Source organism: Mesorhizobium sp. B3-1-9, assembly GCF_006439595.1.
Lineage (GTDB): Bacteria > Pseudomonadota > Alphaproteobacteria > Rhizobiales > Rhizobiaceae > Mesorhizobium.
On the sequence record NZ_VFTJ01000004.1, the window covers coordinates 1 to 19918 of the forward strand.

General features: G+C 64.2%; 17 protein-coding genes. 2 read left to right on the forward strand and 15 right to left on the reverse strand.

The window, feature by feature from the left end; all coding sequences use genetic code 11:
• Positions 1-274 precede the first annotated feature (274 nt).
• From FJW07_RS08585 to FJW07_RS08610, 6 genes are all read right to left on the reverse strand, one after another.
• Positions 275-1771, reverse strand: a complete 1497-nt coding sequence (locus FJW07_RS08585) for a sugar ABC transporter ATP-binding protein (RefSeq protein WP_140706532.1) — start codon at positions 1769-1771, stop codon at positions 275-277.
• Entirely contained in the window at positions 1771-2826 is a 1056-nt protein-coding gene (locus tag FJW07_RS08590; RefSeq protein ID WP_140855778.1) for a hypothetical protein, read from the reverse strand. Before FJW07_RS08590 ends, FJW07_RS08585 begins: the two co-directional genes overlap by 1 nt.
• Positions 2823-4946: an SMP-30/gluconolactonase/LRE family protein gene (locus tag FJW07_RS08595; protein ID WP_140855780.1), complete on the reverse strand. Its 2124-nt coding sequence runs from the start codon at positions 4944-4946 to the stop codon at positions 2823-2825. Before FJW07_RS08595 ends, FJW07_RS08590 begins: the two co-directional genes overlap by 4 nt.
• Positions 4947-5024: 78 nt before the next feature.
• The gene (locus FJW07_RS08600) at positions 5025-6050 is read right to left on the reverse strand and encodes a sugar ABC transporter substrate-binding protein (protein WP_140656843.1); all 1026 of its coding nucleotides are present in this window, start codon (positions 6048-6050) and stop codon (positions 5025-5027) included.
• 90 nt (positions 6051-6140) lie between these two features.
• Positions 6141-7127 carry an ABC transporter permease gene (locus tag FJW07_RS08605; protein WP_140656841.1) on the reverse strand — a complete coding sequence of 329 codons (987 nt, stop codon included), beginning with the start codon at positions 7125-7127 and terminating at the stop codon, positions 6141-6143.
• A 280-nt stretch (positions 7128-7407) separates the two neighbouring features.
• Positions 7408-8850, reverse strand: coding sequence for an MFS transporter (locus FJW07_RS08610; protein WP_140856212.1), 1443 nt, complete (start codon positions 8848-8850; stop codon positions 7408-7410).
• A gap of 111 nt (positions 8851-8961) precedes the next feature.
• Here FJW07_RS08610 and FJW07_RS08615 point away from each other — a divergent pair, with 111 nt between their 5' ends.
• Complete coding sequence (locus FJW07_RS08615) at positions 8962-9963, forward strand: ornithine cyclodeaminase family protein (RefSeq protein ID WP_140855782.1); 1002 nt, start codon at positions 8962-8964, stop codon at positions 9961-9963.
• Positions 9960-11456 carry a histidine ammonia-lyase gene (hutH, locus tag FJW07_RS08620; RefSeq protein ID WP_140855784.1) on the forward strand — a complete coding sequence of 499 codons (1497 nt, stop codon included), beginning with the start codon at positions 9960-9962 and terminating at the stop codon, positions 11454-11456. The genes FJW07_RS08615 and hutH overlap by 4 nt, the downstream gene beginning before the upstream one ends.
• Before the next feature lie 15 nt (positions 11457-11471).
• Here the strand turns inward: hutH and FJW07_RS08625 are convergent, their stop codons facing one another.
• The 9 genes from FJW07_RS08625 to FJW07_RS08665 all read right to left on the reverse strand — a co-directional run bounded on the left by FJW07_RS08625 (position 11472) and on the right by FJW07_RS08665 (position 19918).
• Positions 11472-12275: a 3-methyl-2-oxobutanoate hydroxymethyltransferase gene (locus tag FJW07_RS08625; protein WP_140855786.1), complete on the reverse strand. Its 804-nt coding sequence runs from the start codon at positions 12273-12275 to the stop codon at positions 11472-11474.
• Positions 12276-12304: 29 nt separating this feature from the next.
• Positions 12305-12619 carry a MocE family 2Fe-2S type ferredoxin gene (locus FJW07_RS08630; RefSeq protein WP_140855788.1) on the reverse strand — a complete coding sequence of 105 codons (315 nt, stop codon included), beginning with the start codon at positions 12617-12619 and terminating at the stop codon, positions 12305-12307.
• 45 nt (positions 12620-12664) lie between these two features.
• Complete coding sequence (locus FJW07_RS08635) at positions 12665-13750, reverse strand: fatty acid desaturase family protein (protein ID WP_140856214.1); 1086 nt, start codon at positions 13748-13750, stop codon at positions 12665-12667.
• 67 nt (positions 13751-13817) lie between these two features.
• Positions 13818-14999, reverse strand: coding sequence for an aldose 1-epimerase family protein (locus tag FJW07_RS08640; RefSeq protein WP_140855790.1), 1182 nt, complete (start codon positions 14997-14999; stop codon positions 13818-13820).
• Between the two features lie 4 nt (positions 15000-15003).
• Positions 15004-15780 carry an ATP-binding cassette domain-containing protein gene (locus FJW07_RS08645; RefSeq protein WP_140855792.1) on the reverse strand — a complete coding sequence of 259 codons (777 nt, stop codon included), beginning with the start codon at positions 15778-15780 and terminating at the stop codon, positions 15004-15006.
• 2 nt (positions 15781-15782) lie between these two features.
• The gene (locus FJW07_RS08650; protein ID WP_140656829.1) at positions 15783-16787 is read right to left on the reverse strand and encodes an ABC transporter permease; all 1005 of its coding nucleotides are present in this window, start codon (positions 16785-16787) and stop codon (positions 15783-15785) included.
• 60 nt (positions 16788-16847) lie between these two features.
• Positions 16848-17792: a substrate-binding domain-containing protein gene (locus FJW07_RS08655; RefSeq protein ID WP_140855794.1), complete on the reverse strand. Its 945-nt coding sequence runs from the start codon at positions 17790-17792 to the stop codon at positions 16848-16850.
• Positions 17793-17853: 61 nt separating this feature from the next.
• Positions 17854-18768, reverse strand: coding sequence for a sugar phosphate isomerase/epimerase (locus FJW07_RS08660; protein ID WP_140855796.1), 915 nt, complete (start codon positions 18766-18768; stop codon positions 17854-17856).
• A 61-nt stretch (positions 18769-18829) separates the two neighbouring features.
• A complete protein-coding gene (locus FJW07_RS08665) occupies positions 18830-19918 on the reverse strand; it encodes a Gfo/Idh/MocA family oxidoreductase (protein ID WP_140855798.1) in 1089 nt (362 codons plus the stop codon).

A 19918-nucleotide genomic window follows, 5' to 3' on the forward strand; every position in this document is an offset into this window, starting at 1 on the left:
ACTGCGGAGATTGGCCGAAGCACCTCAGCGTCGTCATTCTAGGGCGGAGCAAGGAGCGAAGCGACGCGCGCAGACCCTAGAATCCATGCCATGACCTCGCACGAAGGGTGCAGCGGAGCAGAGTTCTGGACCGTCGCAGCACTCGAGAATCGCGGCATGGATCCTCGGGTCTGCGCGCGTCGCTTCGCTCCTTGCTCCGCCCGTGGATGACGAAATGACGGACGCCTCGGCTAATCTCCCGTGGTGTGCGATCGTCGGCCATTCCCCTGCCACCCTAGTGCACCGCCGCATACATAATCTTCTCCTCCGTCGCCTCCGCCGGCGAGAACTCCTCGACGATACGGCCCTGCCGGCAGACCAAGATGCGGTCGGAAAGGTTCATGATCTCCGGCAGGTAGGACGAGATGACGACGACGGCCAAGCCTTCGTCGGCCAGCCGGTTGATGATCTGGTGGATCTCGGCGATGGCGCCGACATCGACGCCACGGGTCGGCTCGTCGAAGATGACGATGCGCGGCTGCTGCACCAGTCCCTTGCCGATCACCACCTTCTGCTGGTTGCCGCCGGAGAGCTCGACGACGCGAGCATTGTCGTTGATCGCCTTGATGTTCAGCGTCTTGGTCCATTCGGCGGAAAGCTGCCGCATCTCCTGCTGGTTGATCACCCAGGCCTTTTCGCGGCCCGCTGCGAGCAGCCCGCCGAACAGGTTCTCGGCGATGCCCATCGTCTCGAAGATGCCTTCGCTCTTGCGGTCCTCGGTGACGTAGACGATGCCGTCGGCCACCGCCTCGCTCGGGACGAGGTAGCGCACCGGCTTGTCGTCGAGCTCGATCGCGCCACCGCGCCGAAAATCGCGCTTGTAAATGCCCGACACGATCTTGAAGGTCTCGGTGCGGCCGGAGCCGATCAGCCCGAACACGCCGGTGATCTGGCCCTCGAAGATCGAGAAGGAATTGTTGCGCACGATGTTGCTCATCGAGATGTCCTGCACGGACAGCACCTTCTTGCCTGCCTTGCGCAATTTCGTGTCGTCGCGCTGGCGGTAGATCTGCCCCGACAGCGAGCGCCCGACCATGGCGGCGACAATTCTGTCGCGGTCGAAGGCCGATGCCTCGTCGGTGATCACCAGTTCGCCGTCGCGCAGGATGGTGATGCGGTCGGCGATCATCAGCGCCTCTTCCAGCGCATGGCTGATGAAGACGATCGACACGCCGCGCGCCTTCAGCCGGCGGATCAGCGCGAAGAAATGGCGCTTCTCCTCAGGCGTCAGCGTCGCCGTCGGCTCGTCGAAGATGATGATCTCGGCATTGTGGTGGACGGCGCGCGCGATCTCGACCATCTGCCGCTTGGCCGCGCCAAGCGTCGCCACCATCGCGTTCGGATCGACCTGAAAATTCAGCGACTGCAGGAATTGCTGCGCCGAGATGTAGGTGCCGCGCAGCCGGTTGAGGAATTTCTCGGTGCCGAGATAAAGGTTCTGCGCCACCGTCATCGACGGCACCAGGCTGGTCTCCTGGAACACCATGGCAATGCCGGCTTCCAGCGCGGCATGCGGCGAGGCGTAAGCGATCTCTTGCCCCTTGTGGAACATCTTGCCCGAAGTGGCGTCGACGACGCCGGCGATGATTTTGGTCAGCGTCGACTTGCCGGCGCCGTTTTCGCCGAGCAGCGCGTGGATCTCGCCTTTCCTCAGATCGAAGCTGACATTCTTCACCGCTGGCACGCCGCGATAAGTCTTGGTGACGTTTTCGAGACGGACGATCGGTTCCATCAGAAGCCTCCCGAAGCGAGGTCGACGGCAAGCACGCAATCGCCGCCTTTCGAGGCGATGAACAGGCGGCCGCCCTGTTCCGCGACGCTGCAGATGCCGTGGCGCGTGCCGTCGGCGCGGCTGTGCAGGCTGAATTGCGGCTGCAGGGTCCGGTCGAGCCTGACTACGAGCCCATAGGAGCGGCTGGGCGACCACGGCTTGTGGATGCCCATGGTGCGGATGCCTCCGCATTGCAGCGGCTCGAGAAAACTGCGGTTGGAGGCCAGCGCCGGCGCGATCCAGTAGGCCGGCGGCACCTGGTCGATCATGTCCTGGCGATAATGCGTTTCCTGCAGCACGAATTCGATCAGCCGGTTGCGCGGCGCAAACAGCGTCAGCCAGGCGCCACCGTCGCCGGCCGGCGAGAGCCGCGCGGGATAGCCGGGCAGATGCGTCAGCACTGTCGACCGGCTCCCGCTCAAGCCGTCAAAGCGCACAAGCTGATGGCGCCAGCTTTCGCTCACCAGCACATCGCTGCCGAGTGGGTGAAGCCCATAAGGAAAGGCAATGCCGCCAGCGGTCTTCTGGAAACCGACATCCCCTGGCCCGCACCGCCACAGCGAGCCGGACGCGCCCTTCTTCATCAGGTCGGCCGCCCATTGCGACGGCAGATACTGTGCCGAACCATTGGCCAGCCAAAGCGTACCGTCATCGGCATAGGCAAGCGCGGTGATGCAACGGATTTCAGCCGGCAGCGAAACCTCCTTGCCGGCGATGAGCAGCTTGCCGCTCTCCAGCCCGACCGTCAGTTCGCCCGCTGGTGACAGCGCCAGCGCGGTGACGGGGGATTGAAAGGTCTCGACCACGACGGACTCAGAATCGGCCGCAACCGTCAGGACAGCGTTGCCGCTGGATGCGAGCAGCCGCTCGTCGGCGACCAGCAGGTTGTCCGGTTCAGTCAGCGCGGCGAAGGCCGGCGCGTCGTCCAGCCGCGTGTTCGGACGGAAGGCGCCGTCGAGCGGCGGTATGGTGACCGCCTTGCCACGGAAGACATCCAGGATCGGATCGAGGATCATGGCTTGCCTCCCCAATAGGAAGCGGGGCTTGTCCAGTTCGGATCCGCGCCGGTGATCTTGTAGCGCCCGATGCGGTTGTTGAGGATGCCGCCGACGAACAGATAACCCTTGTGCTCGCGCATCGACGTCACCATCGGATGCGCGTTGCCGGAAAGATCGCCGAGCGTCTCGACGATGCCGCCCTTCTCGTTGAACTTCACCACCCCGCCGGTGTTGATGTTGGGGAACAGCCATTCGTCCTGCGGCAGGCGGCGCGTCATGCGCTTGCGCATATCAGGGTGGCGCAGCGACAGGTCGAAGCTCGGTGTGCGCATGCCGAGCCAGGCCATCCAGTAATTGCCGTCGGAAGCCCGGTTGATGTTGTCGGGGTAGCCCGGCATGTCGCGGATGACGCATTCGGCGGTACCGGCCTTAGGCCCTTCCAGCCAGTAGCGGTGTACGCGGCAGGCCCAGCTTTCGGCGAAGAACAGCGACTTGCCGTCATGCGCCATGCACACGCCGTTGGTGTAGCGATAGCCGTCGAGCAGCGTCTTGGTCGAACCGTCCTTCGGGTCGTAGACCAGAAGGCGGCCCGTGGCGCGGTTCTCGATCGAGTCCAAGGCCCAATCGTGGGCGTCATAGCGCTTGGTGGAATCGGTGAAATAGATACGGCCGTCCGGCGCGATATCGCAATCGTTGGGATCGCGCAGCCGCGCATCGTCGACGATCGAGGCCCAGGAGCGCGTCGTCTCGGCCGACAGGCGCTGCACGTCCCGCTCCGGCGAGACCGAATAGAGCCCCATGGCGCCGACGCAGCTGATCAGATTGCCTTCCTTGTCGAAGGCCAGGCCCAGCGGGAAGCCGCCGATATGGGCAAACACTTCCGACTTCACATAGTCAGGCGCGAAGAAGCGGACGATCTCGCCATGGCGCGTGCCGCAGTAGAGATGGTCGTCGCGGTCGACGATGACGTCTTCGGGTCCTTCGAGTTCGCCAAGCCCGATATGGTCGGCCGCCGACAGCCGATTGTCGAGCTCGTAAGGCGTGCCCGAGCCGGGCGACGCGGACTGCGTCTCACCCATCTTGAGGTAGACCGGCGCGACATAGACCTCGTTCAGCACCTTGTGGCGGTTCTTCAGCCAGCGGATGTCGATGGTGACGGCGACCGCGAGCAGGATGCCGAGCACCATCTGGTTGGTGCCGGTGCCGTAACCCAGCCGGATCAGACCGTTGGTCATGGTAAGCACGATGATGGCGCCCATCAGGCCCTTGACCACAGAGCCGCGTCCGCCGCCCAGGCTGACGCCGCCGACCACCGCTGCCGTCAGCGCCATGATCTCGAGATTGAGGCCGGTGCCCGGCCCCGCCCCACTCAACCGGCAGGCGATGAGGAAGCCGCCGATCGAGGCGCAGAAGCCGGAGAAAACATAGGTCATGAACACGGTGCGGCGCACGCGGATGCCGGCATTATGCGCCGAGCGCCGGGAACCGCCCACCGCCAGCACATGCCAGCCGGGGCGCGATCGCGTCAGCGCGATATGCGTGACGATGGCGAGGACGATTGCCAGCCAGACCGAGACCGACAGACCCCAGAACGTGCCGTCGCCGATGAAGTCGAGCACATCGGAGCTCGCCTGGGAAAGCTGCACGTCGGCGGCATAGGTGGTGACGAGGATGTCGAACAGCGCCCGCCCGAAAATGAAGGTGACCAGCGTGGTGAGGAAGGCGCGCAGCCTGAGATAGCCGACCAGGTAGCCATTGATGGCGCCGAAGACGAGCCCCGTGCAAAGTGCCGCGGCCAGGGCCAGCCAGATCGACTGTTCGAGAATGAAGAAGACGTAGACGGCGGAGAAACAGGACAGCGCGAAGATCGAGCCGACCGCAAGATCGATGCCTCCGCCCAGCATCACCACGGTCATGCCGATGACCACAAGCGAGAACTCGCCCAGCTGGCGGGTCGATTCCTGCAGCGAGGTGAGCTTGAAGAAGCCCGGAATGATCGAGCCGAACACGCCGAGCGTCGCCACCAGCGCCAGGAAAGGTATGGCGTTGTCGGTCCAGCGTTTGGTCAGGATCTCGCCGACCAGATGGTCGGGCACGAGATTGTAGCGCCAGGCCTGGAGGCGTTCACGAAAATTCATCGGCTGCTGCTGTCATCAATGGGAAAGAGGTGGCCGGACCGATCCGGCCACCTCGTGGATGCGTTCTGGCGGCGTGGCTTATTTCGCCGCCGCTTCGGCCTGCAGCGCCTTCAGGTCCCAGCAGCTGTCGGGCTTGAGGTCGGCCTTGGTCGTCGCTTTCTCCAGCGTGTAGATATAGGTGTGCGAGGTGCCCGCCGGCTGCCCGCTCTGCAGCAGGAACTTGATGATGGCGTTCATGTCGCCCGACTGGCGGGCAAGATCGGTCATCACCACGGCGCCGTAGGTGCCGTCCACGAGTTTGTCGCAATCGGCTGCCTTCTCGCCGCCGCCGGTGGTGACCAGGAACACCTTGCCGTCGAGCTTGGCGTCGCGGATCGCGGCCGAGGCGCCGGTGGCGTCGCCATCCCAGAAGTCGATGATCGAGCAGATGTCAGGGTGCTGCTGCAGCATCGTCGTCGTCACGTTGCGCGAGGTGGTCGCGTCCCAGTTCGAGTCGGGCTTTGCCACCACCTGGAAGTCGGGATGCTTCTCCAGCACCTTCATGATGCCGGCATACTGGTAGAGGCTGGAGGAGTTCGCCTGGTCGCCCTGCACCAGCCCGATCTTCTTGGAGGAATTCTCGCCGCAGCCCTTGATCGCCGCTTCGGCTTCGAGCTGGCCGAGCTTGTCCCAGTCGCTGCCGACGAAGGCGTCGGCCGGGAAGTTGGCCGGATTGTCGACCAGCAGCACATAGGTGCCGGCGGCCTGCGCCTTCTTCATCAGCTTCGAATAGGAGTTGAGGTCGGGCGCATGGATGATGAGCACGTCAGGCCGCGTGTCCGAAGCGATGGCGTCGGTGATCGCCTGCGCGCCGGCATCCACGACCCAGTTCGGGTCACGGGTCTCGAAGGTGCCGCCCCAGGCCTCGACTTCCTTCTTCAGATAGTGCGCCCAGCCCTGCGCCAGGTCGAAGCCCATCGCCAGCGGCACCAGCATGACACGCTTGCCGTTGAGCGACTTGGCATAGGCGGCCGGACCCGGGTCGTCGGCGGCGAAGCTCGGCGCCACGAAGGCGGTAACGGCTAGCGCCGTGGCGGCGGCCATCAATGTTCTGAGTAGTTTCATGTCACATCCTCTGGTTCGGTTTTCATTGCCGGCCGATCGTCGCGATCGCTCCGGGTACCCCGAGAGCAAGATGGTGCTAGCCCATCTGCTCTAAATGTCGCCTTGTTGCGCCGTCTGTTCGTCGCGCGGATTGATGATGCCGTCGACGATGATGGCCCCTAACAGGATCGCCGCCTTGATCAGGTTCTGGTAGAGCAGCGGAATGTCGATGATGGTCATGGCGTTGAGCAGGATGCCGATCAGCGCCGCTCCCACCAGCACGTTGCGCACCCCGCCCCTGCCGCCGGACAGCCCGATGCCGCCGATCACCGCCACCAGGACAATGTCGTAGAGCAGCGTCGAATTGACGATGCGGGTGTTGATCGAATGCAGGCTGGCCGCCGTCAGCAGGCCGGCGATCAGGGCCACGAAAGCCGACAGCACATAGCGCAGCACCAGCATGGGCCGCACCGGGACGCCGATGTTGCGGGCGGCGACCGGATTGTCGCCTGCGAAATAGATGAAGCGGCCCCATTTGGTGTAGCGCAGGAACAGGAAGACCAGGAAGGCCAGCCCGGCGAAGACGAACACCTCGACCGGAATATCGAGGAAGCGGATGCCGCCGAGCAGCTCGACCCAGTGCCCCCCAGGCACCGGCACGGCATCCTGGGTGATCAGTTGCGAGCGCACATAGCCAAACACGAAGGAGCCGGTGGCCAAAGTGACGAATATAGCCGGGACGTCGGCATAGGCGACGAGAAAGCCGTTGAGCAGGCCGATGGCGAGCACGCCCGCCAGCACATAGACGAAGGCGAGCCCCTCCGAGGTGCCGGTGTTGAGCAATTGCAGGTACCAGGCGACCGACATCGCCATGATCGCCACCGCCGACAGGTCGATGCCGCGGCCGATGATGACGACCGCCATGCCGAGTGCCAGAATGCCAAGCACAGAGACCGAGCGAACGATGGCCACCAGATTGTCGGCTGTCAGGAATCCCGGCAGGCCCAGCGCAGCGGCGGCGAACAGCAGGATGGCGATGGCAAAGACGATGCCTTCTTGATTAAGGCGCCTCCAGTTCGGCCAGCCGATCGCATTCATCGCCTATGTCTTTCGCCCCGATGGCAAGGCCGTGTCGGCTCCCATCCCGCCCGAAAGCTAATCGGCTCAACAGTGGCTCGTCAAATGAATCCGCGTTCAAGACCCGTGCCTCTGCAACTATTTTCCAAGTGGACGCATCGATTGCCGAAACTGGCGCAATAGCCGGAAACTCCTGCGCTTTTGGCTATCCGTTGCCCCGATCGCCCGGTCGGCGGAAGAGCCCGTTCGACGGCGGCGGAGCCGACGCAATTTAAGTCCGAAAAATGCGACCGGCGCGACCTCAATTGTTCGTCGAATGGCCAGAAACCTCAGCCCCGGCATTGGCCGGCAGGACCAGGAAGCGCATCGCCGCGGCGAGACCGAGCAGGCCGATCGAAACAAAGGTGATTCTGAAGTCGGCTAGGTCGGGCACGGCTTCGCCCCTGACGATCTGCGACAGATTGAGGATCGCCGCCGCGATCGCCACGCCGAACAGCATCGCTATCTGCTGCAGCATGCTGGAGAGCGTCGCGGCTGAACTTCGCTGCGGCGCGCCGATATCGGCGAAGGCAAGCGTGTTCAAAGCGGTGAATTGCATCGAGCGCGTGAGACCAGCAACCAGCATCAGCGCGACGGTCAGCGCCAGCGGCGTCTGCGGCGAGATCGCGCCGCAAGCCATGATCGCCAGCGATGCGATCGCTCCGTTCACCACCATCACGGTGCGGAAGCCGAAGCGCCTCAGCGTCGGTGTGGTCACGGTCTTCATGCCGAGATTGCCGAGGAAATAGGCCAGCACCAACAGGCCGGCATCGACTGGACGCAACCCGAAGCCGATCTGGAACAGCAGCGGCAGCAGGAAAGGCGTGGCGTTGATCGCGACACGGAAGACCGTACCCGCGGCAAGCGTCGAGATCGCGAAGGTCAGTATCTTGAAGGCCGAAAGGTCGAGCAGCGGATGCCGGGCCTGCAAGAGGTGGCGAACGGCGAACCAGCCGATCACTATGCCAATGCCGATGGAGCCTATCGTCGGCAGCAAGCCGTCCTCGGGATGCGCCAGGCGTTCAAGCCCGTAAAGCATCACCGCAAGGCCGAGCGAGGTGAGGAAAAAGCCCGGCCAATCGAATGGCTTCGCCTCGGATACGCGATCGCCCGGCACGAACCGGGCGACCAGCGCAAGTCCGGCCAACCCCAGCGGCGCGTTGATGAAGAAGTTCCAATGCCAGGAGAGATAGGTGGTGATGAAGCCGCCGAGCACCGGACCGACCACCGGCGCGAACAGGGCGGGCCAGGTGATCAGCGCCGTGGCGTTGAGCAACTCCGACTTTTCGGCGTTGCGCAGCACCAGGATACGACCCACGGGCGTCATCAGCGCGCTGCCAAGGCCCTGCACGATGCGGGCCGCGACGAACTCCGTCAGGCTCCGCGAAAAGCCGCAGGCGATCGAGGCCAGCGTGAACAGCGCGATCGCCACGAGGAAGATGTTGCGCGCGCCGAACCGGTCGGCAAGCCACGCCGACAGCGGCACGAACACCGCCATGGTCAGCATATAGGCAGTGATACCGATGCTCATCGCCACCGCCGGCACGCCGAAGGACTGCCCCATCTGCGGCAGCGAGGTCGAGATAATCGTCGAATCCAGCAGTTGCATGAAGAAGGCGACCGCCACGATCAGCGCGACGCGCCGCGACTGCCTTGCGGAATCCATCGGCCGGGACACGCCTTCGTTGTCGGGGATGCTGGTCATGACGCGCTGGTTGAACAGCATAAGCATGGTCCAGTCCAGAGCTTATCCAACAAACTTCCGTGTCGCCGTTTCGCCTGTTATGGATGAGCCCGGGGTGGCCGAGGAAAACGCATGAAGCCCATCTATATCGACTACCTCAATGCTCTCGACATCGAAGCGCTTGCCATGACCGACGCCGAGATCATCGGCGCCGTGGAAGCCGGGCTCGTCGCGCAGGGCAACGGCCGGACTGTGATCGAGCCGCGCGTCCATCTCGAGCCCGACCCGTCCTTCCACGGTCACTTCAACGTGCTGCGCGGCTATGTGGCGCCGCTCGACGCCGCCGGCGTGAAGATCGTCGGCGACTATGTCGACAACTACAAGCACGGCCTGCCGTCGGAATTCGGCATTCTCAACCTTTTCGATCCGCGCACCGGCGCGCCACGCGCCATCCTCGACGCCACCGTCATCACCGACATGCGCACCGGCGCCGTCACCGCCATCGGCGCCAGGCACCTGGCGAAGAAGTCGTCCAAGGTGCTCGGCCATATCGGCGCGCGCGGCACCGCCTATTGGAATGTGCGCCTGCTCGATCATCTCTTCGACTTCGACGAGATCCGCGTCCATTCGCGCCGGCCGGAAAGCCGCGACGCCTTCGCCGCGAAGCTGGCCGCCGACCTCGGCAAGCCGGTCCTGGCCGTGGCTGACTGGAAAAGCTGCGTCGAAGGCGCGGATATCGTGGTCGAGGCCTCGCGGCTGCCGGAGCCGCAGCCGCTGCTCAAGACCGAATGGATCAAGCGGGGCGCGCTGGTCGTGCCCTACGGCACGATGAGCGCCGTCGAACTGTCGCTCACCGACATCATGCAAAAGATCGTCGTCGACGACTGGGGGCAGTGCAAGGGCGGCAAGTTCGGCTCGCTGCGCGCCCATGTCGAGACGGGACGGCTGAGCGAGGCGACGCTCCACGCCGAACTGGGCCAGATCGCGGCCGGCCTGAAGCCAGGTCGGCAAAGCGATGGCGAGACGATCCTGTTCTGGCATCGCGGCCTCTCGCTCTCCGACATTGCGCTCGGCAAGGCCATGCTCGCCAAGGCCGGCGAAAAAGGCATCGGCCAGCGGCTGCGCTTCGCATGAGCCCGCTCGTTCTCACCGGCGCCGGCGTCAGCATCGAGGATGTGGTTGCCGCCGCGCGCAATGCCTGCAAGGTCGAGGTCACGCCTGCCGTCCTCGAAAAGCTCGCCAAGGCACGCCAGGTCCTCGATGCCGCCGCGGCCGGTGGCCAGCAGATCTACGGGTTGAACAGAGGCCTCGGCGCCAACCTCGTCACCGCGGTCGAAGGCGACGCGAGCGCCTTCCAGCGCCAGTTGATCGAAGGCCGCAGCGCCGCAGTCGGCGAGGCCCTGCCGGTGCCGGCGGTGCGGGCGGCGATGTTCGCCCGCATTGCAATGCTGGCTTCCGGCGGCTCTGGCCTGTCGCCGCGTGTATTCACGGCGCTGGTCGAGGCGCTCAATGCCGGCGTGCATCCGGTGATGCCGTCGCTTGGCTCGATCGGCGCCGGCGACCTCCTGCTGATGACGGCGATCGCCAGGGTGCTGATCGGCGAAGGCGAAGCGGAATACCAGGGCCGCCGCATGCCTGCCGCCAAGGCGCTGATGATGGCGCGGCTTGCGCCCGTCACGTTCTCGCCGAAGGACGGCCTCTCCCTGATCAACGCTTCGGCGGTTTCCGCCGGCACCGGGGCGCTGGCGCTGACCGATGCGCTGTCGGCGCTCGAACAGCAACAGCAGGCCGGCGCGCTGACGATGGAAGGTATTGGCGCCAACCGCACCATCCTCGATCCGCGCCAGCACCAGGCACGTCCTGGCGCCTGCCAGCAGCTTGCGGCAAAGGCGCTGCGCGACCTGCTGGCGCGCGATGAAGCGCCGGCGCCGACCACGATCCAGGATCCGCTGTCGATCCGCTGCATGCCCTCGATCCATGGCGCGCTGATCCAGGCGATCGACCATGCGCGGCTGGCGGTCGAGATCGAGCTCAACGCCGCCGCCGACAATCCGCTGGTGCTTGCCGAGGATGCGCTGGTCATGTCGACCGGCAACTTCCACACCGCGTCGCTGGCGCTCGCCTTCGAGACGCTTGGCCTGGCGATCGCGCAATGCGCGGCGGCGTCAGCCGCGCGCTTCATCCAGCTCACCGGCTCAACCCGCCACGGCCTGCCGAAATACCTCTCGCCGATCGGCGGCGCCTCGGCGGGCTTCGTCCCGCTGCAGAAAACGGTGACGGCTATCCTGGCCGCGATCCGTCATAAGGCCAATCCGGTAATGCTCGATTTCCTGCCGGTGTCCGAAGGCGTCGAGGATCACGCGACGCAGACGCCGCTCGCTGTCGCCAAATGCGCCGAGATGACCGTGCTGTGGCGGCGGTTGATTACCTTCGAGCTGATGGCGGCGGCGCAGGCCGTCGATTTGCGCGAGGGCATAACGCTCGCGCCGGCCACGGGCGCAATCCACGCGGCCATACGTTCGCATGTGGCCACGCTCAAGGAAGACAGGCCGCTCGGCATTGATTCCGAGGCGCTCTATGCCGTCCTCGCCAGCGGAATCTGGCGAGGTTTACCAGCTGCGGGCTGAAGCTCGCGCGGCGGATCAGGACTTTGCGTCCACCTTCTTCATGAAGAAGGTGAGCTCGTCCGGATCCATGTGCACGATATGCCGGTCTTCCGGATAGGCGCCGCTGTCGACGTCGGCGACATATTCCGAAAACGCCGCGATACGTTCCGCCTGCAGCCGGTCGTATTCGGCGGCGAAGTTGCGGTAGACTTTCGAGTGGCGCGGCATGTGACCGCGATTGGTGCCGAGAATATCCTCGGCGAACAGATATTGCGCATCGCAGCCCGTGCCCGCGCCCATCGACAGCATGATCAGCGAAGTGCGCTCGGAGATCGCTTTCGCCACCTCCACCGGCACCACTTCGATCTCGGCGCCGATGGCGCCGGCGGCCTCCAGCTGCTTCACCGCCTCGAACACCTGCATGGCCGTATCGGCGGTCTTGCCGACCGCCTTGAAGCCGCCGGTCCAGGTGGCGCGCGACGGGATCAGCCCGACATGGCCGATGACGGGGATGGCATCGTCGGCCATCCGCTTGATCGTGGCGTAGCCGGCGCTGCAATAGACGGCGTCGGCGCCGGCCTTGTAGAGCCGGAACGACCAGCGCACGAAATCGTCGGTGGTGCCGATCTCGAAGAAATTGTCGCCCGGCATGGTGAAGAGGCTGGGCGCGGCATCGCGATATTGCGGATTGAGCACCAGTTCCGGCGGCACCGAGACGATGTCTACCCCTGCCCGTTCGGCGGCCTCGGCTTCTTCCAGCGTCAGCACGCGTAGCATGGTGAGCTGCCGCTTGCCCTTCATGGCGCGCAGATCGGCAACGGTCGGTCTCTTTCGGCTCATCGGTACATCCTGTTTTTGTCTGACGGCTTTCAGCCGATATCGATCATCACCTTACCGGCCTCGACCTTGACCCGATAGGTCTTCAGGTCGACGCAGACCGGCGCGCCCTTGGCCTGGCCGGTCTTGTAGTTGAAGCGGCCATTGTGCTTGGGGCATTCGATGATGTCGTCCATCACCAGCCCGTCTGCCAGATGGGCCTTTTCATGCGTGCAGAACCCGTCGGTCGCGAAGAAATCATTATCCGGCGAGCGGTAGATCGCGAAGGTACGGCCGCCATGGTCGAAGCGGATCACATCCTCCTCGTCCACATCGCCCACCGCGCATGCTTCGACCCACTCCGCCATCGTCCCTCTCCGGCCATCGTCTTTCTTTGGTGTGCTGCGCCACGCCTATTCGGCGGCCGCGGCCGTTATGTCGAGATCATGAAATTCGCCGCGATAGGGCTTTGCCGTCGGCGGCAATTTGCGCTTGAGATAATAGTCCTCGTATTTCAGCTGCCTGAGCAGCACCGGCCAGACCTCGCGATAGGCGTGCCACATCGACGGGTTCGGCACCGGCAGATCGTGCTTGATCAGTTCATGCAGTTTCGGCAGCGCATGGTAGGGCACCATCGGAAACATGTGGTGCTCCACATGATAGTTCATGTTCCAGTAGATGAACCGGCTGATGGGGTTCATATAGACGGTGCGGGTGTTGAGCCGATGGTCGGTGACGTTGTCGGCCAACCCGATATGCTGCAATAGACCGGTCGTCACCATGTGCCAGGTGCCGTAGAGGCGCGGCAGGCCGATCAGCACCAGCGGTATCCATGATTTAAGCGCGATCGCGACAGCGATCGTCGCAACATATACCGCGATGTGCCAGCGCGCAGCGGTCACCGCCTTGTGCTGCTCCATCTCCGGGATGTAGCTCTTCTCGTCGTCCGACAATGTGCCGAAGGCCTGGCGCACCAGCGTCGGCAGCGAATAGCGGAAATCGAGGATGCCGGTGAAGGCCAAAGCCGCCTTGATGAGATCCGGCGGCCGCATCACCGCGATCTCGGCGTCACGGCCGACGATGATGGTGTCGGTGTGATGGCGCGCATGGCTCCAGCGCCACTGCACTGGATTGCGCATCAGCATGAACGAGGCGATGTGATAGACGACGTCATTCATCCAGCGCGTGCGGAAGGCAGTGCCGTGGCCGCATTCGTGCCAGCGCGAGTCGCTCGAAGAGCCATAGAGCACGCCATAGACGAACAGGAACGGCACGACCCACCAGGTGGCCCAGAACCAGACGATGCCGGCGGCCGAGCCCAGGATCGCGGCGATCCAGATGATGGTGTCGCGGATCGCCGGCCCGTCGGAGCGCTGCATCAATTCCTTCATGGTCTTGCGCGCCACGTCGGTGTGATACCACTCGGCCGAGGCAAGTCCGGTCTCGATCGCCGTACGTGTGCTTTCGCCGACAAGGCTGTAGTCGCGCTTTTTCGCCATGGTCAAATCGGCCTCCAATCAAATCCGGTCCGCCGGCCGGAGGGCTTGCTATGGATATTTGTCGCGCTCATGTCCTGCCCGCCAGTCTTGGAAACTTGCTGGAGGGCTGAGGATAATCCTGCTCGGGCTGGCGGGCGATGGCAGCGATCCTGCGTTCAGCACCAGCAATCGCCTCCTTGCCGTCGAGGACGCGAAACACCGCGTCATAGGCGCGGGTCTCGTCGTGCTCCAGCCAGATCATCTCGCCACGCTCGCGCGCGGCAAGATTGCCGAGCACATGGTGCGTCGACGGCTCGATGCCAAGCACATACTGCCCGGCCTGGAAATTCTGCCATTCATAACAGCAAGGCAACTGGTCCTTGCGGGTGACGACCTCGAAGCCGAGGCCGAGGCGGTCGTTGACGACAGCCACCGGCACCTCGCCCGTGGCGTCGGCGCCCAGCTCATGCTGCCAGACCTGCTCGCTGAAGCCGAATTGTGGCTCAGGCATGGTGCGGTAGCCGACCTCCTGCGCTTCGTAGCGCTCGCCGGCATGCGCGGCCCAGACCACGTCGCGGATCGGCGCCAAATAGCGCGAGCCTGCGTCGAGCAACGGATGCCCGACATTGACATGGTAGAAATACATATGCGGCGTGCGGTGGAAGCCGTGATTGACGACGCGGTCCGAGAGCCGGATCTCGTTGCCGCCGACATCGGCCTCGATGCGGCGGATGAGGTGCAGATCCTCGCCGAACACGCTCGCCTGCTGGACGATGCCTTCGGCCCACAAAACGCAGCGGTCGCCGTCCCAGGCCTCGCCATAGCCGGTGAGCCGCGCCGGAATGGTGCCGACGCGCCCATGCAGCGAATGTGTCACGGTCTTGCGTCCGGGATAATTGTAGTTTTCGGCCGGCACCTCGTTGCGGCCGAGAATGTGGTCGAGGCCGCAGGTGACCAGCAGGCCGGAGAAGGACCGTCCCCAGGCAAAGCCGTCCTCGCCTTCATAATCGTGCAGGCCTGGGTTGCGAAACCCGCTCGGCGAATGCCAGCCGATCGCTTGGCCCTTGTACTCGCAATCGGCGATGTCGAGCGCGCGGTCGACCAACGCCGTGAAGCGCAGGCCCGAGCCGGTGCGAAACTCGAGCATGCGGATGCCGCGCTCGACGCCGTCGCCAAGCGTCATCAGCCGCACCCCGGCGAATTGCGACAGCATGCCGGAGCGTTCGGCGACCTGCCGGCGCGAAAGCGTTTGTCCGTAGAGCTTCACCATGCCGTCACTGCGCCCTTTTCATCAGGGCCGACAGGTCGGCGCCGGTTATCAGGCTTTCCACCGTCAAAAGATCGGTGTCGGCGACCGTCTGTTCGGCGACGATCTCGCCGCGGCGCATGACGATGATGCGGTCGGCGACCTCGAACACATGGTGGATGTTGTGGGTGATCAAGAGCACCGAATGCCCGGCCTCGCGCATTTCTTTGACGAAGCGCAGCACGCCATGCGTTTCCTCGACGCCGAGATTGTTGGTCGGCTCGTCGAGGATGATCACCTTGGCGGCGAACTGCATGGCGCGCGAGATCGCGATCGACTGCCGCTCGCCGCCGGAAAGCGTCGAGACCAACGCGTCGGCGTCGAGCTTCTTCGAGATGCCGACGCGCTTCAGCAGCGCTGAGGCAGCATTGCGCAGCTTGGCGAGGTCAAGCGGCGCGAAGACGCCCAGCCATTTGAGATTGACCGGCTCGCGGCCGACGAACAGGTTGCGCGCGATGCTGAGGTCCGGCGCAAGCGATGTGTCCTGGTGGATGGTCTCGATGCCGAGGTCCATCGCCTCGCGCGTCGAGCGGATCGAGACCTTTTCGCCGCGCACATAGATGTCGCCGCGATCGATCGGGAAAACGCCCGAGATCGCCTTGATCAGCGTCGATTTGCCAGCGCCGTTGTCGCCAAGCAGCGCCACCACTTCGCCTTCCTTGAGCGTCAGCGAGGCATTCTTCAGCGCGCGCACGCTGCCGAAGGATTTTTGCAGATTCTGCAGCCGGAGCACTTCCTGCATCATCATCAGCTCCTTGCGGCGTTTTTCTGCAGCAGTGCGTGCAGGATGAGCATGGCGAGGATGATGACGCCGACGAAGATGTTGTAGGCGAGCCCGGGCACGCCGACGAGCACGATGCCGTTGCGGATCGCGCGCAGCATCAGCGCGCCGACGATGGTGCCGAGGATGGTGCCGCGGCCGCCGGTCAGCGCCGTGCCGCCGACCACCACCATGGCGATCACTTCGAGCTCGTAGCCGGTTCCCGCCACCGGCGAGGCCGCCGAAATGCGGAAGGCGCTGATCATGCCGGCGAGCCCGGCAAGCACCGAGGTCAGGACGAACAGCCAGATCTTGACCGCGTCGGCCGGCACGCCGCGCGCCACCGCCGCGTTGCGGTTGGAGCCGATGGCGCTGATCCAGTTGCCGAGCTTGGCGTAGCGCAGGATGTAGATCGCAAGCAGCGACAGGCCGACGAACCACCACAGCGAGGTGTAGAAGCGGAACGAACCAACATTGAAGCTGCCGGCGAGCAGCGTGACGAAAAAACCCGGCTGGTCCCACGACTTCAGCGGAAAGCCCTGCGTGATGTAGAGCGCCGCGCCCCGCACGATAAGCAGCATCGACAGCGTCACCAGGAAGGACGAGATGCCGATCTTGGTGACGATCACGCCGTTGATCGCGCCGATGACGATGCACAGCAAAAGGCCAGCGAGCAGCGCCACGCCGATATCGACGCCGGCATTCTGCACCAGCAGCATCACCACCACCGGCGCCAGGCCGAACACCGCGCCGACCGACAGGTCGAATTCTCCGGCCGTGAGCAGCAGCGTCATGCCGAGCGCGATGATGCCGAGCTCCGGCAGGAACGCCATCATGTTGGAGATGTTGAGCGGCGACAGGAAATTGCTGTCGGCGACGCCGAACACCACGAGAAGCATGATGAGAATGACGAAAGACGAGAATTGCGGCGAGCGCATCAGCCTCGACCTGCTCCTTGCCCCTCGTGCGCCGTCTTCCGCGGTGACTGCCATGACCTGTTGAACCATGCTTGCTGCGTGGCGCCCGCCGCTCACGCGGCGGGCGCCAGTTCCTCACTTCTTGTCGTAGAGCTTCAGGATCGGCTCGACGCCGGAGGCGTCGTAGAGGCCGAAGGTGTGGATGTCGTAGCCGATCGGCTCGCCCGAAGCCGCCAGCCCGAGCAGCGCGACAGGCATGAAGCCTTGCGCCGAGGGATACTGCCAGGCGGCGGCGTTGACGAAGCCGTCCTTCACCGCCTGCGCCGTCTCCTTGGAATTGCCCCAGCCGACCACTGGGATCTTGCCGGCCGGAATGCCGGCGCCGTCGAACACCCGCTTGACGCTGGCTGCCACGGAATCGCCCAGCGCGATGATCGCCGGCGGATTGTTGGCGACCATGTAGTCGGTCATCTTGGCGATGATGCCCGCAGGATCGGTGCCGCAGTCGACCACGTCATATTTGATGCCAAGCGGATCGAAGACGCCGGCGATGCCTTCCGTCTCGAGCTGCTGGTAGCTGGCCCCCGGAACCTCGACCGGCAGGAACACCTTGTCGCCCTGCTTCACCATTTTGTGGTCGACGAGATATTTCGCCCAGATGGCGCCGGCTTCCTTGAGGTCGGCGCCGACATAGGCCTGGCGGCCGGTCGCCGGGTCGTCCGTGTTGAAGAACACGATCGGTATGCCGGCAGCCTTGGCGGCCTTCACTTCCTCGGTCCACAGTCCGGGCTGCGCTGACGTCGTGGCGATGCCGTCCGGCTTGGCGGCCAGCGCCGAGTTGAAAGCCTCTTTCTGGGCCGCCATGTCGCCGCCGCTGAAAGAGATCTTGCAGGTCACCTTGAGCTGGTCGCAGGCCTTGGTCGCGCCGGCGTTCCAGTCGATCCAGAACGCGTCGGACGGGCCGCCATGTGACAAGAGATAGAACGTCTTCTGGCCGTCAGCGGCCTGCGCCGCCGAGCCGAACGCGACGCTGGCGAACACGGCCGCTGCGGCCGCCAGCTTCAATCCAAACTTCAACATCTCGTTTCCTCCTATCTTGCAAATGCAGGCGCCGCTCCGGAACGGGCGGCGCCCTGCGATCTCACAGACCGCTGGCGCGCAGCTTCCCGTCGAGGAATTTCTTGGCGCGCGGCACGTCGTCTTCCGACAGATGCTCGATGATCATCGGGATGTTCGGATGCTTTTCGGCGAGCCGCTGAAGATAGAGGTCGTAGTTCAGCGAGCCGAGGCCCGGCGCCGGCAGTTCGATTTCGCCGACACCGCGGAAGGTGTGGCTTTCCATCGCGTCGGCGTCGCCGATATCGGCATGCTTCTCGGACTTGTCGTCGCCCGAGCGCTTCACATCCTTGGCGTGGGCTATTCTGATCTTGTCGGTCAGCGTGTCGAAGACCTGGTTGAGGATCTGGTCCATCCGGTCGATGTTGTGGGTCTCGAAATAGTTGGTCGGGTCCATCAGCAGGCCAAGGCCGGGATGGTCGACCTGCGCGAACATCTTCACCGTCTCCTCGACCGAGCCGACGACATTGTTGACATAGGTTTCGAGCAGGAACACCGCGCCGTGGTCGTAAGCCGTCTGTGCAAGGTCGGCGATCACCTTGCGGCATTCCTCGAACCCTTCCTCGGTCTTGTTCTTCGGGTGATGCACCCAGTCGGAGTCGGTGTTGTAGGTGCCGGTCTCCGAGATCACGTAAGGCGAGCCGAAATGCCGGGCGTTGCGGATGATCTCCTTGAGATAGCCGACGCGCTTCTCGCGCTCCGTCTTGTCCGGGTGGATGATGTTCGTATAGCCCGACACGCAGCAGACCGGCAGGTTATGGTCGCGGAAGGTGTCGCGCACCTTCTTCGCCTTGTCCTTGGTGATCTGGCCGGCCGACAGGTCGACATCCTTGAAATGCAGATCGAGCTGCACCGTGTTGAAACCGAGGCCGCGGATCTTTTGCGCCGTCTCTTCGAGGCCGTACGGGAAATAGCCCGTGAAAATACCTGCCTGCATCATGATCTTGAATTCCTCCCTGTAAGCGATTCAGTTGCCAGTAATTTCAGTTGATTGGGTTGATTCAGTTTGTCGGGATTTCGGAGAGCTTGACCGTGCGGCCCGCCGCCATCGAGCGGTAGCCCGCCTCGATCAGCGCCATGGTCCTGACGTTGTCGGCGACGGAGAGCGCCGGCGGCGTGCCGGTCTTCACCGCGTGCTGCAGCTGCTCCATGACGCCGATGAAGGCGTGCGGGAACCACATCGTTTCCCAGCTCGGGCTCACCCATTCGCCGCCGGTCGTCTCGGCCGAAGCGTAGGTCAGCGTCGAGGCGGCACCGGTCGGCCAGCCGATCGTGCCCTTGGCGACGCCCTTGGTGCCGTCGACACGCCAGTTGATATGCTGGTCGTCCTTGTAGCCGTCCTGGCGCGGGCCGGACCACACGTCCTCCAGCGACACGGCAAGCACACCCGACGGGAAGCGCAGCGTCGACACGGTGATGCCGTCGGAATGGTCGAATTGAGTACGCGGGTCCTTGCGCGTAAGCGTCGTGATCTCGTCCGGATCGCCGAACAGGAAGCGCAGCACGTCGAGGTGGTGCACGCTCATATTGGCGAGCGTCAGCCGGTCGTAGCCCTGAAGGAAGGTCTGCCAATGCGGGATCGCGTGCATGTCGATCTGCGCGAAGACGATGTCGCCGAGCGCGCCGCTGTCGATGATCTGCTTCAACACGCGCATCGACTGGTCGTAGCGCATGTTCTGGTTGACCGAGAGGATCTTGCCGGCCTTCGCCGCCTCGTCGCGCAGTTTGACGGCTTCCTCGACCGACAGCGCCAGGGGCTTCTGCGCCAGGATCGCCTTGATATGCTTCTGCTTCAGCGCGTGGCGGATCAGCGCCGGCTGCTGGTCCGGCGGAAATGCCAGGTCGATGATGTCGACGTTGGTATCCTCGATCAGCTTTTCCGGCGTGCCGTGAACGGTCGGAATGTCCCAGCGGGTGGCGACCTTCTCAGCATTCGCCTTGGTGCGCGAGGCGATCGCCACCACCGGAAAGCCGGCTTCCTTGTAAGCCGCCAGATGGCACTCGGCCATGATCATTCCGGCGCCGACGCAGCCGATTTTGTAATCCCTGGTGCGAACCTTGACGTCCGGCTCGAAGCCTTTGCCTGCCAT

What these genes read in the sequence shown, in the direction of transcription:
- FJW07_RS08590 (WP_140855778.1), bottom strand. Translation starts at nt 2,826, where the DNA reads ATGATCCTCGATCCGATCCTGGATGTCTTCCGTGGCAAGGCGGTCACC.
- FJW07_RS08635 (WP_140856214.1), bottom strand. Translation starts at nt 13,750, where the DNA reads ATGGCGAAAAAGCGCGACTACAGCCTTGTCGGCGAAAGCACACGTACG.
- FJW07_RS08585 (WP_140706532.1), bottom strand. Translation starts at nt 1,771, where the DNA reads ATGGAACCGATCGTCCGTCTCGAAAACGTCACCAAGACTTATCGCGGC.
- FJW07_RS08595 (WP_140855780.1), bottom strand. Translation starts at nt 4,946, where the DNA reads ATGAATTTTCGTGAACGCCTCCAGGCCTGGCGCTACAATCTCGTGCCC.
- FJW07_RS08665 (WP_140855798.1), bottom strand. Translation starts at nt 19,918, where the DNA reads ATGGCAGGCAAAGGCTTCGAGCCGGACGTCAAGGTTCGCACCAGGGAT.
- FJW07_RS08630 (WP_140855788.1), bottom strand. Translation starts at nt 12,619, where the DNA reads ATGGCGGAGTGGGTCGAAGCATGCGCGGTGGGCGATGTGGACGAGGAG.
- FJW07_RS08650 (WP_140656829.1), bottom strand. Translation starts at nt 16,787, where the DNA reads ATGGCAGTCACCGCGGAAGACGGCGCACGAGGGGCAAGGAGCAGGTCG.
- FJW07_RS08600 (WP_140656843.1), bottom strand. Translation starts at nt 6,050, where the DNA reads ATGAAACTACTCAGAACATTGATGGCCGCCGCCACGGCGCTAGCCGTT.
- FJW07_RS08615 (WP_140855782.1), top strand. Translation starts at nt 8,962, where the DNA reads ATGAAGCCCATCTATATCGACTACCTCAATGCTCTCGACATCGAAGCG.
- hutH (WP_140855784.1), top strand. Translation starts at nt 9,960, where the DNA reads ATGAGCCCGCTCGTTCTCACCGGCGCCGGCGTCAGCATCGAGGATGTG.
- FJW07_RS08640 (WP_140855790.1), bottom strand. Translation starts at nt 14,999, where the DNA reads ATGGTGAAGCTCTACGGACAAACGCTTTCGCGCCGGCAGGTCGCCGAA.
- FJW07_RS08645 (WP_140855792.1), bottom strand. Translation starts at nt 15,780, where the DNA reads ATGATGCAGGAAGTGCTCCGGCTGCAGAATCTGCAAAAATCCTTCGGC.
- FJW07_RS08610 (WP_140856212.1), bottom strand. Translation starts at nt 8,850, where the DNA reads ATGACCAGCATCCCCGACAACGAAGGCGTGTCCCGGCCGATGGATTCC.
- FJW07_RS08625 (WP_140855786.1), bottom strand. Translation starts at nt 12,275, where the DNA reads ATGAGCCGAAAGAGACCGACCGTTGCCGATCTGCGCGCCATGAAGGGC.
- FJW07_RS08605 (WP_140656841.1), bottom strand. Translation starts at nt 7,127, where the DNA reads ATGAATGCGATCGGCTGGCCGAACTGGAGGCGCCTTAATCAAGAAGGC.
- FJW07_RS08655 (WP_140855794.1), bottom strand. Translation starts at nt 17,792, where the DNA reads ATGTTGAAGTTTGGATTGAAGCTGGCGGCCGCAGCGGCCGTGTTCGCC.
- FJW07_RS08660 (WP_140855796.1), bottom strand. Translation starts at nt 18,768, where the DNA reads ATGATGCAGGCAGGTATTTTCACGGGCTATTTCCCGTACGGCCTCGAA.